This window comes from Collinsella sp. LCP19S3_B6, from assembly GCF_052121815.1.
In the GTDB taxonomy this organism is placed as follows: Bacteria; Actinomycetota; Coriobacteriia; order Coriobacteriales; family Coriobacteriaceae; genus Collinsella.
In genome coordinates this window covers 1-17105 of record NZ_JBQKDN010000019.1, presented here as the reverse complement: position 1 = coordinate 17105, position 17105 = coordinate 1, and the positions used below count along the sequence as shown (strand labels likewise).

Here is a 17105-nt window from a genome sequence, read left to right as displayed (position 1 = left end):
CAGAAGGGGAGAATATGAAGAGGCTGTATCTGCTCCGCCACGGCCAGACGGAATTCAACGTCAAAAAGCTCGTCCAGGGTCGCTGTGATTCACCGCTTACCGATTTGGGCCGTCAACAGGCCCAAGCGGCAGCCGAATGGCTCAAAGCCCACGGCGTCGTCCCCGACAAAGTGGTCTCATCGCCTTTAGGCCGAGCTATGGACACGGCAAGTCTCGTCGCATGCGAGATCCTCGGTCCGGATGCGGCTGTCGAGCCCTGCGAAGGCATCATCGAGCGCGGCTATGGGACCTTTGAGGAAGGCCCGCACGACGCATTGCCTACCGACGTTTGGGATCCGGGCGAGGATTTGGTCCCCTTCGGAGGAGAAGGAAGCCGCGCGCTGCAAGAACGCATGGTAGACACCCTCACCAATCTCATGGGCGCCGAGGGCATCGAAACCCTTCTAGCAGTAAGCCACGGCAGCGCCAGCCGCCAATTCATCAAGGCTGCAGCTCCAGAGGGCTTCGAGCTCCCAGCAAAACTCCCCAACTGCGCCATTATGATCTTCGATTTCGACGATGCGCGAGAAGAGGACGATACGCCCCAATGCAAGTTCACCTTGCAGCAAATTGTGGATCCCCAACAAAGTCATTAGCCTGAGCGAGCAAGGTTTAGCAGACATCAACGTGGCGTTCCCAGTGTGCGGCGGAGGGGGCGGGCCTGAGACATATTAAGGTTGTCGCGAGTTCCGCACGCAAAGGAAAGCACTAAATGTGCTTTCCGTCTTGCGCAGGACTGTAGAGCAGCAAACTTAATATGTCTCAGGCCCGCCCCCTCCGCCGCACACTGGGAACGTGCCACGCGCTTTACCTGCGTAAACAATGTGAGTGAAATATGAATCTCGATGGATACGCCCGCAGCCGTGTATACTAAACAGCTGTGTGAAACCAGGGGAGTATTCTGGCTGGACAAAATGCCTGCTTAATAGGGTTGTCAGGTAGTCCGGACGCAATACAAGGCTGGGGAGCACGTCGTGTAAGTAGTGGTCCTCTAGGGGCGTACGCTCGGTGGTGTACGCATTGTCCCAAGACCACGCGAGAGTTGGGATCATATCTTGATCAGCATGATTCTCGGCCGCAAGATTGGCATGACCCAGGTTTGGGACGAGAACGACAACGTCGTTCCCGTCACGGTCATCCAGGCTGGCCCCTGCGCTGTCTCGCAGGTTAAAACTCAGGCAACCGACGGCTATGACGCCGTCCAGATCGGTTTCGGCGACATCAAGGCCAAGAACGTGAACAAGCCCATGGCTGGTCACTTCGCCAAGGCCGGCGTCGAGCCTGTCCGCTTCCTTCGTGAGGTCCGCGTCGAGAACGGCGAGGAGCACAAGGTCGGCGAGGTCGTCACCGTCGCTGATTTCGCTGATGTCGAGAAGGTCGACGTCATCGGTACCTCCAAGGGTAAGGGCTTCCAGGGTCGCATCAAGCGCTGGGGTCAGCGCCGCGGTCCTATGACGCATGGTTCTCACTTCCAGCGTCACCCCGGTTCTATCGGTCAGTGCGCCTATCCTGCGCGCGTCCTCAAGGGCGTCAAGATGGCCGGCCACATGGGTAACGAGCGCGTTACCGTCAAGAACCTTTCCGTTGTCCGCATCGATGCCGAGCAGAACCTCATCTTGGTCAAGGGCGCTGTCCCGGGTGCCAAGAATGGTCTCGTCGCCATCCGTATGGCCTAAGGGCCCAGCCCATTTAGCCCAGCGTCATACCAAGGAGAACACTTAAATGGCAAAGTTTGAAGTAAAGAACAGCGAGGGCAAGAAGGTCGCCGAGGCCGAGCTCGCCGCTGAGGTGTACGGCATCGAGCCGAACATCCACGTTATGCACCACATCGTCAAGTGCCAGATGGCCTCTTGGCGTCAGGGCACCCAGTCCGCTAAGGGCCGCTCTGAGGTTTCCGGTGGCGGCAAGAAGCCTTGGCGTCAGAAGGGCACCGGTCGTGCCCGCCAGGGTTCCATCCGTGCTGCCCAGTGGCGTCACGGTGGCGTTGTCTTCGCCCCCAAGCCCCGTTCCTACGCTAAGCGTATGAACAACAAGGAGGTCAAGCTGGCTATGCGCTCTGCGCTGTCCGCCAAGCTGGCCGATGGCGAGCTCGTGCTCGTCGACGACTACGGCTTCGAGAAGCCTTCCACCAAGGCTGCCGTTGCCATGCTCAAGGCTCTTGGCCTTGAGGGCAAGCGTCTGACCATCATCGTTCGCGATGAGGACGTCAACGCCTACCTGTCGTTCCGCAACATTCCCAAGACGTTCATCATCACTGCCGACGAGGCCAACACCTATGATCTCGTCAACAACAACGCTGTGCTGATGCCCGCCGACATCGCCGCTCACTTCGGGGAGGTGCTTGCATAAATGACCGCCCACGAGATCATCATCCGTCCGATCGTGTCCGAGCGTTCCTTCTCCGGCATGGAGCAGAACAAGTACACGTTCGAGGTCGCCAAGGATGCTAACAAGTATCAGATCAAGGACGCTGTCGAGGAGATCTTCGGCGTCAAGGTCGTTCGCGTGAACACCCTGACGGTCAAGCCCAAGACCAAGCGCGTGCGCTATGTCGCCGGCAAGACCCGTTCTTGGAAGAAGGCCATCGTTACGCTGGCCGAGGGCGACACCATCGAGGTCTTTGGCAACCAGGCCTAAGACTCGCTGCTGTTGAGTGAGCTCATGCCTCCCAAATAGGGGAGGCGAGAGCTCAAGGTTTTGGGCGTATAAAATGGACACGCCCGGAACCGTGTATACGTCCGGTGTCATCGCACCCGAGGCAGAACCTCGAATCCCTGTCTGCGATGGCTAACGGATACCTATTGAAAGGGATTGTAATGGCTGTAAAGCACCTTAAGCCGACCTCCGCTGGTAGGCGTTGGCAGACGATCTCCGACTTCTCCGAGATCACCTGCACCAAGCCCGAGAAGTCTCTTCTCGAGCCCCTGCCCAAGAAGGCCGGTCGTAACAACAACGGCCGCATCACCACCCGCCACCAGGGCGGCGGCGTGAAGCGTCGTTACCGCGTGATCGACTTCAAGCGCAACAAGGACGGCGTGCCCGCCAAGGTTGCCACGATCGAGTACGATCCGAACCGTTCCGCTCGCATCGCTCTGCTGCACTATGCTGACGGTGAGAAGCGCTACATCCTGGCCCCCAAGGGCCTCGAGGTCGGTCAGACCGTCATGTCCGGTTCTGACGCCGACATCAAGCCGGGCAACGCTCTGCCCCTCGCCGACATCCCCGTCGGTACGCTCATCCATGCCGTCGAGTTCCAGCCGGGCAAGGGCGCCGCTATCGCCCGTTCCGCCGGTAACTCCTGCCAGCTGATGGGTAAGGAGGGCAAGTACGCCATCGTCCGTATGCCTTCCTCTGAGATGCGCCGCATCCTCGTTACCTGCCGCGCCACCGTCGGTGAGGTCGGCAACGCTGATCACGCCAACATCGTCATCGGCAAGGCCGGCCGTAAGCGTCACATGAACGTGCGCCCGACCGTCCGCGGTACCGTTATGAACCCTGTCGACCACCCGCACGGCGGTGGCGAGGGCAAGAACCACACCTCTGGTCGTCCCTCTGTTACCCCCTGGGGTAAGCCGACGAAGGGCCTTCGTACGCGCAAGAAGAAGAAGGTCTCGAACCAGCACATCATTCGTCGCCGTAAGAAGTAATTTCGGATACCGAGTTTTAGGAGAAAGCACTTATGAGCAGAAGTCTCAAAAAGGGCCCGTTCGTGGAGACTCGCCTTCTCTCGCGTATCACCGCGATGAACGAGGCTGGCAAGAAGGACGTCGTGAAGACTTGGTCCCGCGCGTCCACCATCTTCCCCGAGATGGTTGGTCACACCATCGCCGTCCACGACGGCCGCAAGCATGTGCCCGTGTATGTTACCGAGTCCATGGTTGGTCACAAGCTCGGCGAGTTCGCGCCGACTCGTACGTTCCGTGGCCACAAGGCCAAATAGGGGGTTAACCGTAAATGGCAACTAAGTCTATTGAAACTGAGGCCACCGAGGTTCGCGCCGTCGCTAAGTACGTGCGTGTTTCCCCCAGCAAGGCCCGCCTGGTGGTCGATCTGATCCGCCGCAAGCCTGTCGCTCAGGCCTTCGACATCCTCCACTTCTGCGACCGCGCCGTCGCCGTGGATGTCGAGAAGGTTCTCCGTTCCGCCGTTGCGAACGCCGAGAACAACAACGGTCTGCGTGCCGACAACCTGGTTGTCGCTGCTGCCTATGTTGACGAGGGTCCGACGCTTAAGCGCATCCGTCCCCGCGCCAAGGGTTCCGCTTCTCGCATTCTGAAGCGTACTTCCCACATCACCGTCGTCGTTGCTCCTCGAAAGGAGGCGTAAAGCTGTATGGGTCAGAAAGTCTACCCCACCGGCTTCCGTCTTGGCATCACCGAGAACTGGCGCTCCCGCTGGTTCGCAGAGAAGGATTACGCTAAGACCCTCGGTAACGATCTCGAGATCCGCAAGTACCTCGAGAAGCGTCTCTCCCGCGCAGCTGTCTCCCGCGTTGAGATCGAGCGCGCTGGCGACAAGGTGAAGGTCATCATCTTCACCGCTCGCCCCGGCGTTGTCATCGGTAAGAAGGGTGCCGAGATCGATACCCTCCGCACCGAGCTCGAGAAGGTCGCTGGCGTCTCCAAGGGCCAGCTCTGCGTCGACGTTGTCGAGATCAAGCGCCCCGAGCTCGACGCCAACCTCGTTGCTCAGTCTATCGCTGAGCAGCTCGAGGGCCGCGTTGCCTTCCGTCGCGCTATGCGCAAGGCTGTCCAGTCCGCCCGCAAGGCCGGCGCTAAGGGCATCCGTATCCAGTGCTCCGGTCGTCTCGGCGGTGCCGAGATGGGCCGTCGTGAGTGGTACCGTGAGGGTCGCGTGCCTCTGCACACCCTCCGTGCCAAGATCGACTACGGCACGGCTGTCGCCAGCACCACCATGGGTGCCTGCGGCGTGAAGGTCTGGATCTACCTGGGCGAGAAGCTCCCGGGCCAGCCTGTTCCCAACCCTGCACTCGAGGGCTCTTCCCGTCCTCGTCGTCGTAACTCCGAGAGGAGGGGTCAGTAGTGCTTGCCCCTAAGCGTATTCTTCACCGCAAGGTGCAGCGTGGCTCCATGAAGGGCCAGGCCAAGGGTAATACCGAGCTGCATTTCGGCGAGTTTGGTATCCAGGCTCTCGAGGCCCATTGGATCACCAACCGTCAGATCGAGGCCGCTCGTATTGCCATGACCCGCTACATGAAGCGTGGCGGTCGTGTCTACATCACGATCTTCCCCGATAAGCCCATCACCAAGAAGCCTGCCGAGACTCGCATGGGTTCTGGTAAGGGTAACCCCGAGGAGTGGGTGGCCGTCGTCAAGCCCGGCCGCATCATGTTCGAGGTCAAGGGTGTTCCCGAGGAGGTCGCTCGCGAGGCTCTGCGTCTTGCGCAGCACAAGCTCCCCATCAAGACCAAGATCGTTGCTGCCAAGAACGCCGAGCAGCGCATCGAGAAGGAGATGGCTGAGGAGGCCGCTCTCGAGACCAAGTGGGCTGCTGAGGACGCCGCCGCCGCCAAGGAGGAGAACTAATGAAGCCCGCAGAGATTCGTGAGCTCTCGGACGCTCAGCTCGTTGAGAAGCTGAAGGAAATGCGCGCCGAGCTCTTTAACCTTCGTTTCCAGATGGCCACCAGCCAGCTGGACAACACCGCTCGCGTCAACACCGTGAAGAAGGACATCGCTCGCGTCCTCACGGAGCAGCGCGCCCGCGAGATCGCAGCGGAGAAGTCCGCTGTCGCCGAGTAGGACCTAAGGAGAGAACATGACTGATTCGCGTAACTCGCGTAAGGTCCGTACGGGTGTCGTTACCTCCGTCTCCGGTGCCAAGACCATCGTTGTCACCATCACCGAGCGCAAGCGTCACCCCAAGTACGGCAAGATGATGACCAGCTCCAAGAAGCTGCACGCTCACGACGAGGAGTGCACGGCTGGCGTGGGCGATACCGTCCGCGTTATGGAGACCCGTCCTATGTCCAAGATGAAGCGTTGGCGCCTCATCGAGGTCGTCGAGCGCGCTAAATAAGCAGTCGCTCTTACGACTTGTACGTTTCCGAAGATGTGCGTATGCCTGGCTTGCATACCACGGGCCGCATAAAGGCTGCGCACCTCTCTTCGGTTCTTAGTTCGGAGGAACATCTACCATGATTCAGATGCAAACCATGCTGAACGTCGCCGACAACTCCGGCGCTCGCAAGATTCGCTGCATCAAGGTGCTTGGCGGTTCCAAGCGTCGTTATGCAGGCATCGGCGATGTGTTCATCGGTGCTGTCCAGGAGGCTACCCCTGGCGCCAACGTCAAGAAGAAGGACGTTGTCCGTTGCGTCGTCGTTCGCACCGTTAAGGAGATCCGCCGCAAGGATGGCTCCTACATTCGCTTTGATGATAACGCCTGCGTTGTCATCAACAACGATGGTTCGCCCGTCGGCACCCGTATCTTCGGGCCCGTCGCTCGCGAGCTTCGTGACAAGAAGTACATGAAGATCGTCTCGCTCGCTCCCGAGACCCTGTAGTTAGGGGAGATATATGTATATCAAGAAGGGCGATAAGGTCCAGGTTCTCTCTGGTAAGGATCGCGGCAAGCAGGGCGTTGTCCTGCGTGCTCTCCCTGCCGAGAACAAGGTCGTTGTCGAGGGCGTTTCGGTCGTCAAGAAGGCCGTCAAGCCCAACGCTGCCAACCAGCAGGGCGGCATCGTTTCGCAGGAGGCTCCTATCGATGCCTCCAACGTCAATCTCGTTTGCCCCGAGTGCGGTAAGGTTACCCGCGTCGGTCACGAGAAGGACGGCAAGAACAAGCTGCGCGTCTGCAAGAAGTGCGGTCACAAGTTCTAAGCTGCCCGCAACATCTAAGTTGCTAGCAAAGGCCCGGATGCCACGGCACCCGGGCCTTTTTCTATCCCTACTCATTGGGGACAGACTCATTGGGGACAGACATACTGACATACTCATTGGGGACAGACTTAAATGAGTGGCCATACTCATTGGGGACAGACATAAATGACTAGTCGTTGGGGACGTTCTTTAACGGCTAGTTGATGGGGACAGTCTTGCCACGAAAGCGTCGTACGGGAAACGCCCCCAGGTTTCGGCAGCCTGGGACAGTCCCTATGTGCCGGCAGTTAGGGATGGTCTTTTGATGTCTGATGCCCCTAGAGGGCAGAGTAAGACAGCCTGCTTTGCCTTTAGGGGTTTTGGTGTTCCGCCTTTTTCTGCATCATAACGATCGATGCATGCGTATTTACGCACAGAGTCTTGCGCGATAATGCGCATAGCCGCGCAAATATCTGCTAATTATGGTTTAATAATAACCGATAAACAAATAAACACGCAAATACAAGCAAATGCGCGTAAATTTGTGCGAATATAAGGCTGTTGGAAATGAAGAACTTCCGGTGACTCAGGAGGCACATGATGACAGATTCCAAACAGGCTCCGCTCGACGCCGAAGCAGCCGCTAAGGCGGCGTTTGCCTCGGTCCAGGACAAGCCGTTCCCTAACGACATCTTTACGGCTCCCGAGCTTCGCTGGGCTGTGATCGGCTGCGGCGTTATCGCCAACCAGATGGCCCAGTCTCTCGCCCTTGCCGGCCGAAAGCTTGCGGGCGTCGCCAACCGTACGCTTTCCAAGGCCCAGGCTTTTGCCGAGCAGTATAGCGTCGAGAAGGTGTACGAGACGGTTGAGGACCTCTACGCCGATCCCGACATCGACGCCGTTTATATCACCACGCCGCATAACACGCATATCACCTACCTGCGCGCCGCTCTGGCAGCTGGCAAGCACGTGCTTTGCGAAAAGGCCGTCACCCTCAACTCCGCCGAGCTCGACGAAGCGCGTGCCATTGCCGACGAGCATAACGTGGTCCTTATGGACGCCACCACGGTGCTCCACATGCCCTTGTATCGGGAGCTGCGTCGCCGCATGGATGCCGGCGAGTTTGGCCGCATGAACCTCGCTCAGCTCAACTTTGGCAGCTACAAGGAATACGGGGACCTGACCAACCGGTTCTACAACCGTAGTCTCGCCGGCGGTGCCATGCTCGATATTGGCGTGTATGCCCTGTCCGTCATGCGCCTCTTTATGACAAGCCAGCCTGTTGAGGTCGTTTCGCTCGGCAACACCTGCGAGACCGGCGTTGACGTTGCGGGTGGCATCGTCTGCCGTAATGCCGAGCAGCAGCTGGGCGTGGTGAGCCTTACACTTCACTCCAAGCAGCCCAAGCGCTCGGTCATCAGCTTTGACAAGTGCTATATCGAGGTCAACGAGTATCCCCGCGCCGATCACGCGACCATCGTGTGGACTGCGGACGGGCACCGTGAGGAGGTCCACACCGGCACCGAGGCATACGCTCTGTGCTACGAGATGGCCGACCTGGAGAAGGCCGTTGCCGGCGATGATTCGAAGCGCGAGCTTCTGGATTATGCTTCTGATGTCATGGAGCTTATGACCAAGCTCCGCGCCGACTGGGGAGTCGTGTACCCCGAGGAGGAGTAAGCGATGCTTGCGGAGGATAGGCTCAACGCGATCGTGTCGATGGTCCAGCAGGCTGGCTCGGTTACTGTGCAAGAGCTTGCCGATACCCTGGGCGTAACGGCGTCTACCATTCGGCGCGACCTGCAGACGCTCGATCGAGCACACCGTATCGCCAAGGTCCACGGCGGAGCGACAAGTCTTGAGCGTGCGCACGTGACGCGCGACCTAACGCTCAATGAGCGCAGCGACCTCCATAACGACGATAAGGAGCGTATCTGCGCCCGTGCGGCGGCGCTGGTGGAGCCCGAGAGCTTTGTGTACATCGATTCGGGCTCGACGACGCTCAAGCTCATCGAGCATCTTCCACACCTAGAAGATGTCACCTATGTGACCGATTCCGTGCTCCATGCTCAGCACCTCGCTTTGCGCGGCATGCGTACCGTGGTGCTGGGCGGCGAGCTCAAGCCCGAGACCGAAGCACTCGTTGGCCCCGATGCCTTGGCAACCTTAGACCGCTACAACTTCAACTGTGGCTTTTGGGGTTCTAACGGCATTGCCGCCGAGCAGGGCTTCACGGCGCCCGATATCGAGGAGGCGCAAGTAAAGCGCATCTCGATGCGCCATACGGCCAAACGCTTTGTAATCTCGGACGCCAGTAAATTTGGCATGGTGGCGCCCGTCAAGTTCGCGGACTTTCGCGACGCTACAATCATTACCGCGGGCGAGGTGCCCGCCAAGTATCGGGCAATGGACAACGTCATCACGGTCTAGCGACGGGACAAGGCCAAAACCATCACAAAGGTGCCTGTCCCCATTGTGGTGGTTCGTAACGAAAACCGAGTAGTTTTCTCAATAGAAAAGCGGCAACGTCCATCACAGGCGTTGCCGCTTTCGTTGTCCGCCGGTTTGTCTAAGTCTGTAACAACTGGACCGTTAAAAGTGGGCTAGATGTTACAGATTGAGATACTTCCGAACCGCGCCATCCCTTTGTCTCAATCTGTAACATCTGGGACCGATTTTACCGAGTTATTGTTACAGATCGAGATTTTCCCTAGAGGGGGATTTGAATGTCTCAATCTGTAACAGATAGACCGGAAAATGGGTTCTAACTGTTACAGATCGAGACGTTTTGGCGCCGCGGCTGAGCCATCGTGGCGGCTTGACGTTTGCCCAGATAAAACCTGCCAAAATAAACCTGTCCCTTTTTGGCAGGTTTTAGGGCTCCCAGGGGCAGGGGGCTTCGATGTGGATGCGCTCGCCGGTTACGGGATGGGTAAAGGATACGCTGTGGGCGTGGAGCATGAGGCCACAGGGGCGCGGCGTTCCGTACAGGTCGTCGCCAACCAGGGGATGGCGCTCGCTTGCCAGGTGCACGCGGATCTGGTGTTTGCGGCCGGTGAGCAGCTCAACATCGATATACGAACGGGTGGGCAGGCCTCGACGGCTCTTAAGGCGCTTGAGCACCTTGACGTGCGTCTGCGACGGCTTGCCGCTGGCGCCGACGCGCATCTTGCGGCTATCGTGGCGGTCGCGGGCGATGGGCTTGTCGATGAGCTTTTCGTTCCAGTCGATCTTGCCCTCGGCGAGCGCCAGATAGTGCTTTTCGAAGGCGTGGTCGATGACCATCTGGTCAAAGGCGGGCTGCGTCTGCTTGTCGAGCGAGAACAACACCACGCCGGTAGTGTCGCGGTCCAAGCGGTTGAGCGGCTGCATGTCGGTCGCGGCAAAGCCGTCGCCCATCGCCAGCAAAAGGTCGCTGGCATAGTCGGTAAGCGTGCGCTCGCCGGTGCCGTCGCCGTGGACGATCATGCCGGCGGGCTTATCGATGGCCATGAGCCAGGCGTCGCAGTAGAGGACTTGAGGTTCTTCGTTCACGTGTAAGCCTTTCGGTTAGCTAATTCCCACAAACATGCAGCCCGAAGTGGCGCCGCGCAGGCGGGCGGCGGGCTTACGGCCGACCTGCGCGGCCTCGACGGCTCGACGGACGCGTGCGACGGCGCGGCCAATCTCATCGGCCTCGAGCAGGGTTCCGTCGACCATGAGACGGCGCACGCCGGCGTCGAGCAGCTGTGGAACCTGCGGTGTGAGGTCGATGGGGTAGGCGTCGTACAGGCGCGAGCGGCCGTGGATGTCGGTACGCACCGGCATGACCTTGCCGTCGATATTCTTGAGCGACAGCTTGCGGGCGCGCAGGCGGCAGTGGGCGCAATCGTGGATACAACCGTTGGCCACCTGCAGGATACAGTGCTCGCTCGTCATAACGCGCGGGCGGCCGAAAACGGTGATGCCCAGGGCTGCGGGCGCGGAGGTGCCAAGCGAGATAATCTCGTCGAGCGTGATCTCGGGCGAGAGCCAAAACGCCCCGGCTCCGCGCTCGGAGAGTGCCTCCATGCAAGGCGTGTTGTGCACGGGCAGGCAAGAGCGAATCTCGGCCGTGGCACCAACCTGGGCGGCCAGGGCAAGCTCAGAGATGTTGCCAATAGCGACCGTGGCACCGGCAACGACCCACGGGTCGACGCGTGCGTGGTCGACGGCGCGGCAGACCTCATCGAGCACGGGAACAATACCCTGCTCAAACGCATCGGCGGGGGAGAGCTCGGCCGCATCGAGCGCGTCGGTGGTCATATAGATGCGCACGGCTCCCTCAGTACGAGCGGCCTCGGCGGCCTCGAGCGAGGTGACGGTGGCGCAGATCTGCGGCTCATCGCGGTAGTGCTCGGGCGCGGGGCGGGAATCACTGGTGACAATCGCCGGCAGCTCGAGCGTGTGGGCGCGCTCGTCATACGGCGCCAAAATGGCCTCCTCGAGCGCCTTGCAAGCGGCGGCGCGAACCTTGTGCACAGCGGAGAAACCCATGCCACAGCCCTCATCGAGCGCCACGTCAAAGCTCGCGGCCTCAAAGGGCGAGGAGCCCATGCGGCCGACGTGCTCCACCAGATCGGACGCCTCAACCGCGCGGGTCTTGGCGGCCTCGACGGTAAAGCCGGTGGCGGTGGCGGTGAGCGTGGGGTCGTCGCAGCAGGTGAGCGTGACGGTAAACGGCTCGCCCAGACGCGCCACGACGGACACGTCTACGGCGCGGCGGCGTAGCACGTCGCGCTTGAGCGCAGCGCCGGCAGCGTCAATGGCGCGCTGGCTGCGAATCACACGCACGCGGCAGCCCTCGGGCATACTACGGGGAACGCGGCACTCGATGATGTCGCCGGCGGCGGCATCATCGGCGGCGATGGTAGTCAGGAATTGGTCGAACTCATCGTCGTGACGAAGCTCCAACAGGTCGCCCTTGCCCACGGGCTCAAACAGCTCAATGCGGGCGATGGCGGCGCGGCGACGACGGTCGTCGGGTTTGAGCCCGCGCACGTCGCGGTTGGCCATACGGCTGCCCAGCACCGTGCCCACGATCTGGCCGCGGTTGTTGGAGCGCCCGTAGCTCATCATCTCGTCGCCCGAGGTGCCGTCCTGATAGGCGTGCGTAAAGTCGCGGTTAAAGCAGCGCTTGAGTTGGCGCTGGCGAGCGGCGTCCTCGTCCTTATCTACGACGGCCCCGGCCAGCATGTCATCGATCTGATGACGATACACATCGACGATGGAGTACACGTAATCGGGCGCCTTCATACGGCCCTCGAGCTTGAGCGATGCGGCGCCGGCGTCATACAGGCGGCGAACAAGCTGTGAAGTGTTGGTGTCGCGCGGGCATAGCGCGCGCTCGCGACCGGCGGGGGAGAGCGTGCGGCCGTTCTCGTCAATTAGCTCGTAAGGCAGGCGACAGGGCTGGGCGCACATGCCGCGGTTGGCCGAGCGGCCCGCCATGGCAAAGCTCGAGAGCAGGCACAGGCCCGAGTAGCAAAAGCAGATGGCGCCGTGGCTAAAGACCTCCAGGTCAACGTCGGGCGCGGCGTCGTGGATGGCGGCGATCTCGTCGATGGAAAGCTCGCGCGAGAGGGTCACGCGGTCGGCGCCCTGCTCGCGGCACCAGATGGTTCCACGGTCATCGTGGATGTTCGCTTGGGTCGAGATATGGGTCTCGATGCCGGGCATGGTGCGCTTGACCTCAAAGAACAGGCCCCAGTCCTGGATGATAAAAGCGTCGGCGCCCAGCGTGGAGCAGCGGTGGATGAGCTGCAGTGCATCGCTCATCTCGGACTGCTTGATGACGATGTTGACCGTGACGTAGACGCGCGAGCCGGCCAGGTGCGCGGCGCGGCAGGCCTGCTCAAAGGCCTCATCGGTAAAGTTGGTGGCCTTGCGGCGGGCGTTGAAGCTGCCCATGCCGCAGTAGATGGCGTCTGCCCCGGCGGCGAGCGCGGCGGCAAAGGGCTCCGGGCCTCCGGCGGGGGCCAGAAGCTCGGGCCTGCGGTTGGTGGTTCGGCTGGCGGTTGCGGTCATATCCTGCCTTTCAAAATGCTCAGATACTCAAAAGTATAGTGGCACCGTCGCGATGGGCGATGCCCGCAGCCTAAGCAGGACAAAGTCTTCAGCAGCCTGGGCTGGCTGACCCCGTGGAGAACCGTTCAGCGGTTCGGGGAAACCGTTGGGCGATAAAATATTCTCGCATTCTGATAATTATCTTGCAGCGGGCAAAATCATCCCCTACTATCCCAATCAAGCGCGGTATTCAGACCGAACTGTGCCTCCCGGTGCGAACGCCGCGCTCACGCTCTCTATTTGATCGTAAGGAGAAAAACATGAGCAAGACCGTCGTGTCTTCCGATAACGCGCCCGCAGCCATCGGCCCGTATTCCCCCGGTATCCAGACCGGCAACATGGTGTTCCTGTCCGGCCAGCTGGGCATCGATCCCGCGACCGGCAAGCTGCCCGAGGGCATCGAGGCCCAGGCCAAGCAGTCCCTCGCCAACGTCGAGGCCCTGCTGACCGCTGCCGGCGCTACGTTTGCCGATGTCGTCAAGACCACGGTCTACCTGGCTGACATCGCCGACTTTGCCGCCGTGAACGAGATTTATGCCTCCAAGTTTGAGGCCCCGTTCCCCGCGCGCAGCGCTTTCCAGGTTGCCGCTCTTCCGGCTGGCGGTCTGGTCGAGATCGAGGTCGTCGCCGCTCTCTAAGGCGTTGGCAACAACTAAACATGACATGCAAAAAGACCCTGCAGCGCGTGTGAGCTGCAGGGTCTTTTGTCACGTGACGGATCGCTTGCGGAGCCACCAAGGGCAGTCTTTTTGGGACGGGGCCATTTTAGCTACCCCTATATGCAGGATTGATTTTACTTGCGGCTCATCGAAATCGTGGGCAGAGGGAGGGTAGCTAAAAGAGCCCCGTCCCAAAAAGACTGCCCGCGCTCCATTTTGCTCGTTAGCCCTCCTTGCGAACTTTTTGCAGGTAGCGGTAGACGCTGGGCTCCGAGATGCCCAGCGAGGTGGCAGCGCAGGCAACAGCGCCCTTGAGCATAAATACGCCGTTGCCGTTAAGGTGGCGAATAACGTCCACGCGATCGGCCTGCCCAAGCGAGGCGACATCCTGGCCGCGGCTTTCGAGCAATTCGGAAATGCTGCGGTCGATGAGCTCCTGTGTAGACTCCGAAAGAATTTCGACCTCGATAGACGCGGGCTCCGCCTGCCTTGGCGCAGCGTCGAAGCAGGCCATGAGCTGCTGAGCCATGGCGTTGATGGAGCGTACCGTGGAAAGATCGGTGTTGACGCAGAGCATGCCGACGATCTCGTTATCCTCGCGAATAAAGTACGTTGCAGATTCCAACGTCTTGCCACCGGCACCGCGCCCCTCGTAGCCCGTAATAAACGGCAGGTCACGATACTTGGGATCGTGCATGATCTTGAGTGCCAGATCGGTGGCGGGACCGCCGACCTTGCGGCCGCTCACGATGCCGTTGCGGATATCGACGATGGCGTGGTCGGGATCCGAGAAATCGTGCAGCACGATTTCGCTGTTTTTGCCGAGTATCTGCTCCAGGAAATCGACCATCGGCAAAAAGCGACGTACAGTCTCGTTCACGGGCAACTCCTTTGGATGAAATCGGAAGTTTCATAACAATTTTTTCTCATGGTAACACGGTGTCTATTGACTCGTATATTCGCAGGTACATTGCGTAATACAGACGAACGGTAGGATTTTGGCGGTAAGCGGTCGACCAAAAGAAAAGTTAGATGTTATTTTGACCAGACACTTTCCTGACCTGCGGAAATGAGTTGTCTCAGCTGAAAAATAGTCTGATAACAAAAAATTATTATTGAGAATGAGAAAATTCTTTAATACGATATTCACCGAAGGCACAACCTCAACCCCGCACTGCGTCACAATAGAGCGCTAGATGCGAAAACAACTACTTCGAGGATTGGTGGTCAAATGGCCCAGGAGACGGTTACGAACGGCACTGAAGCCCTGTTCACTCGCGAAGGCATGCCGCCCGTTAAGGAAATGATTCCGTGTGCCCTTCAGCACGTACTGGCATCGTTTGCCGGCATCATTACCCCGGCGGTCATCATGGCCGGCGTTTACGGCTTTAACAGCCAGCAGAGCACCGACATCATTCAGGTGGCGCTCATTCTTTCGGCAATCGACACGGCCCTTCAGGCCTTCGCTCCCTTCCGCCGCATCGGCGGCGGCCTGCCCATCGTCATGGGCGTCTCGTTCGCGTTCCTGCCGGCCCTGCAGGCTATGGGTGCCTCGGGCTTTAGCTTTGGTGCTCTGCTGGGCGGCGAGATTGTCGGCGGTGCCGTCGCGGTCCTCTTTGGTCTGGCCTACAGCAAGATTAAGTGGCTGTTCCCGCCCGTCGTGACCGGTACGGTCATCTTCTCCATCGGCGTCTCCCTGTATCCCACGGCCGTCAAGTATATGGCCGGCGGTATGGGCACGCCGCTGTGGGGCACCCCGCAGGCCTGGTGCGTCGCTCTTGTCACCTTCGCCGTGGTCTTCGCGCTCGCCAACTTTGGCAAGGGCACGTTCAAGCTGGGATCTGTGTTCTTTGGCATGATCGTTGGCATGATCGTCTCCATTCCCTTTGGCATGATCGACTTCTCCAGCGTCGCCACCGCTCAGGTCTTCGCCCTTCCCAAGCTCATGCCCTACGCACTCGAGTTTGATCCCGAGGTCTGCATTACCCTCGCCGTCGTGTTCCCCATGGTTGCCATCCAGGTTATCGGCGATGTCTCCGCCGCCTGCCTGGGCTCCATCGACCGCATGCCCACCGAGCGCGAGCTCTCCGGCGCCATCGTGTCCCAGGGCCTCACTTCTATGGCCGGCGGCCTGCTGGGCGGTCTTCCCACCAGCGCCCTTGGCCAGAACGTGGGCATCATCTGCTCCAACAAAGTCGTCAACAAGTGGGTCTTTGTGATCATCGCGTCCGTCTTTGCCATCGCCGGCCTGTTCCCGCAGCTCTCTGCCGTGCTCTCCGCCATCCCGCAGCCCGTCATCGGCGGCGCGACCGTCGGCGTCTTTGGCACCATCACCATGAACGGCGTGCGCATGTTCACCCGCGAGGGCCTTACGCAGCGCACTACCACCATCGTCGGTACCTCCGTCGTCTTTGGCCTGGGTATCTGGATGGCCAGCGGTTGCCTTGCCGGCGAGGGTATGCCCACCTGGGTGTCCACCGTCATCGGCTCCAATGCCGTAACCCCCACCGCCATCATGGCCATCGTGCTCAACCTGATCCTTCCGCAGACGCTGGTCGTGGCTCAGCACATCGATGCCGCCAAAGACGCTGCCGTGGATCTGGTCTTGCCCGAGAGCAAGAAGTAACCAATTCGGTGCTATTCGTCGGCGGACGCATCGCCTCGTCCGCCGACGTCATGCGGCGCCAAGCCGCACTTCAAAGGGCTTGTCCCGTGGGTAAAATAAGGCTGACGGCAGCCCAAGTGGTGAAGAGCTGGGCAGTGTCGTTGTTTAGATTAAGGGGTCGATGCCTTAACGGCGTCGACCCCTCTTCTTTTGCTTCGTACGCTGCTTGAGTGCCTCGGAAAGTCCGATGAGCGCTGTGAGGAGCGAGACCAGAGCGGTCAGGAGCTTCCGGAACGGTCCGTGTGCGGTGGTGTACCGCCCCTTTTGCGTGCGCCGCTTGTCGAATTACGTTATAGCTAGCTATATTATCGGAAAGTATAATATAGCTAGCTATAACGTAAAGGAAGCTGAGGGTCCGTCCTGTGTTGTTGGTGACGGGGCTTTGCCCGATCGCGTGGTCTTTAGCATTTGCGGTTGAGTGCTCCGTGGATGTTGAGTGGTGGCTGGAGTAGAGCGACGAGTTGAGCGAACGCAGGAGCGGGCGCCGAGGCCTCGTTACTGAAAATTCATTTGTTAAACCTGGCAACCGTGGGTAGAATAAAGTCGACGGCAGCCCAAGGGTGATAGCTGGGCAGCGCCGTTGCTTTGATCAAGGGGTCAATGCCTTAACGGCGTCGACCCCTCTTTTAATATGAGAAAGCCATTGTCAATAGGCGTGTTTGTTCGGGCCCGGTTTTAAACCGGGCTTTTTCGTTTCCCGTCGGGAGGGCCCGCGCACGCTGCGCGTTTAGTCGACGCTTGCCTGGCAAGCTAATATCCGCGGGCTCTTGCGGGCGCGCTGCCGGCGGTCAGCCCGGTATGTCCGCGCACCCCACCGCATTTCGATTCTCCGTCC

At 59.9% G+C, this 17105-nt stretch carries 19 protein-coding genes and 1 pseudogene; 17 read left to right on the top strand and 3 right to left on the bottom strand.

Annotation, left to right across the window (positions count from 1 at the left end; genetic code table 11):
* Positions 1-14: 14 nt before the first annotated feature.
* From ACTQWD_RS07350 to ACTQWD_RS07280, 15 genes and pseudogenes are all read left to right on the top strand, one after another.
* Positions 15-635, top strand: coding sequence for a histidine phosphatase family protein (locus tag ACTQWD_RS07350; RefSeq protein WP_441547204.1), 621 nt, complete (start codon positions 15-17; stop codon positions 633-635).
* A 459-nt stretch (positions 636-1094) separates the two neighbouring features.
* Entirely contained in the window at positions 1095-1715 is a 621-nt protein-coding gene (gene rplC, locus ACTQWD_RS07345) for a 50S ribosomal protein L3 (RefSeq protein ID WP_089572481.1), read from the top strand.
* A 46-nt stretch (positions 1716-1761) separates the two neighbouring features.
* Entirely contained in the window at positions 1762-2388 is a 627-nt protein-coding gene (rplD, locus tag ACTQWD_RS07340) for a 50S ribosomal protein L4 (RefSeq protein ID WP_006235032.1), read from the top strand.
* Positions 2389-2676, top strand: a complete 288-nt coding sequence (gene rplW / locus ACTQWD_RS07335; RefSeq protein WP_006235033.1) for a 50S ribosomal protein L23 — start codon at positions 2389-2391, stop codon at positions 2674-2676.
* A 179-nt stretch (positions 2677-2855) separates the two neighbouring features.
* On the top strand, positions 2856-3686 hold the full coding sequence (rplB, locus tag ACTQWD_RS07330; protein WP_117583062.1) for a 50S ribosomal protein L2: 831 nt from the start codon (positions 2856-2858) through the stop codon (positions 3684-3686).
* 32 nt (positions 3687-3718) lie between these two features.
* Positions 3719-3979: a 30S ribosomal protein S19 gene (gene rpsS / locus ACTQWD_RS07325; protein WP_006235035.1), complete on the top strand. Its 261-nt coding sequence runs from the start codon at positions 3719-3721 to the stop codon at positions 3977-3979.
* A 14-nt stretch (positions 3980-3993) separates the two neighbouring features.
* Positions 3994-4365 (top strand): 50S ribosomal protein L22, encoded by a 372-nt coding sequence (gene rplV, locus ACTQWD_RS07320; RefSeq protein ID WP_006235036.1) that lies wholly within the window; start codon positions 3994-3996, stop codon positions 4363-4365.
* Positions 4366-4371: 6 nt separating this feature from the next.
* A complete protein-coding gene (gene rpsC, locus ACTQWD_RS07315; RefSeq protein WP_441559635.1) occupies positions 4372-5082 on the top strand; it encodes a 30S ribosomal protein S3 in 711 nt (236 codons plus the stop codon).
* Positions 5082-5498 (top strand): annotated as a pseudogene (gene rplP, locus ACTQWD_RS07310) (50S ribosomal protein L16); the annotation flags it as partial. The gene rpsC and the pseudogene rplP, both read left to right, overlap by 1 nt.
* Positions 5499-5584: 86 nt before the next feature.
* Positions 5585-5800 (top strand): 50S ribosomal protein L29, encoded by a 216-nt coding sequence (rpmC, locus tag ACTQWD_RS07305; RefSeq protein ID WP_006235039.1) that lies wholly within the window; start codon positions 5585-5587, stop codon positions 5798-5800.
* A 16-nt stretch (positions 5801-5816) separates the two neighbouring features.
* Complete coding sequence (rpsQ, locus tag ACTQWD_RS07300) at positions 5817-6077, top strand: 30S ribosomal protein S17 (protein WP_006235040.1); 261 nt, start codon at positions 5817-5819, stop codon at positions 6075-6077.
* Positions 6078-6195: 118 nt separating this feature from the next.
* Entirely contained in the window at positions 6196-6564 is a 369-nt protein-coding gene (gene rplN, locus ACTQWD_RS07295) for a 50S ribosomal protein L14 (RefSeq protein WP_117734331.1), read from the top strand.
* 13 nt (positions 6565-6577) lie between these two features.
* The gene (gene rplX / locus ACTQWD_RS07290; protein ID WP_006235043.1) at positions 6578-6883 is read left to right on the top strand and encodes a 50S ribosomal protein L24; all 306 of its coding nucleotides are present in this window, start codon (positions 6578-6580) and stop codon (positions 6881-6883) included.
* 579 nt (positions 6884-7462) lie between these two features.
* Positions 7463-8542: a Gfo/Idh/MocA family protein gene (locus ACTQWD_RS07285; RefSeq protein ID WP_441559634.1), complete on the top strand. Its 1080-nt coding sequence runs from the start codon at positions 7463-7465 to the stop codon at positions 8540-8542.
* 3 nt (positions 8543-8545) lie between these two features.
* A complete protein-coding gene (locus ACTQWD_RS07280) occupies positions 8546-9292 on the top strand; it encodes a DeoR/GlpR family DNA-binding transcription regulator (RefSeq protein ID WP_427717633.1) in 747 nt (248 codons plus the stop codon).
* Positions 9293-9736: 444 nt separating this feature from the next.
* Here the strand turns inward: ACTQWD_RS07280 and ACTQWD_RS07275 are convergent, their stop codons facing one another.
* Positions 9737-10396 (bottom strand): RluA family pseudouridine synthase, encoded by a 660-nt coding sequence (locus tag ACTQWD_RS07275; protein ID WP_441559633.1) that lies wholly within the window; start codon positions 10394-10396, stop codon positions 9737-9739.
* Between the two features lie 15 nt (positions 10397-10411).
* Complete coding sequence (locus tag ACTQWD_RS07270; protein WP_441559632.1) at positions 10412-12907, bottom strand: DUF3656 domain-containing U32 family peptidase; 2496 nt, start codon at positions 12905-12907, stop codon at positions 10412-10414.
* A gap of 299 nt (positions 12908-13206) precedes the next feature.
* On the opposite strand from ACTQWD_RS07270, the gene ACTQWD_RS07265 reads away from it, so the two are divergent.
* Positions 13207-13584, top strand: a complete 378-nt coding sequence (locus ACTQWD_RS07265; RefSeq protein ID WP_152077077.1) for a RidA family protein — start codon at positions 13207-13209, stop codon at positions 13582-13584.
* Between the two features lie 244 nt (positions 13585-13828).
* Here ACTQWD_RS07265 and ACTQWD_RS07260 read toward each other — a convergent pair whose 3' ends face one another.
* The gene (locus ACTQWD_RS07260; RefSeq protein WP_441559631.1) at positions 13829-14485 is read right to left on the bottom strand and encodes a helix-turn-helix transcriptional regulator; all 657 of its coding nucleotides are present in this window, start codon (positions 14483-14485) and stop codon (positions 13829-13831) included.
* 351 nt (positions 14486-14836) lie between these two features.
* Here ACTQWD_RS07260 and ACTQWD_RS07255 point away from each other — a divergent pair, with 351 nt between their 5' ends.
* Positions 14837-16231, top strand: a complete 1395-nt coding sequence (locus tag ACTQWD_RS07255; RefSeq protein WP_441559630.1) for a uracil-xanthine permease family protein — start codon at positions 14837-14839, stop codon at positions 16229-16231.
* Positions 16232-17105: the final 874 nt, after the last annotated feature.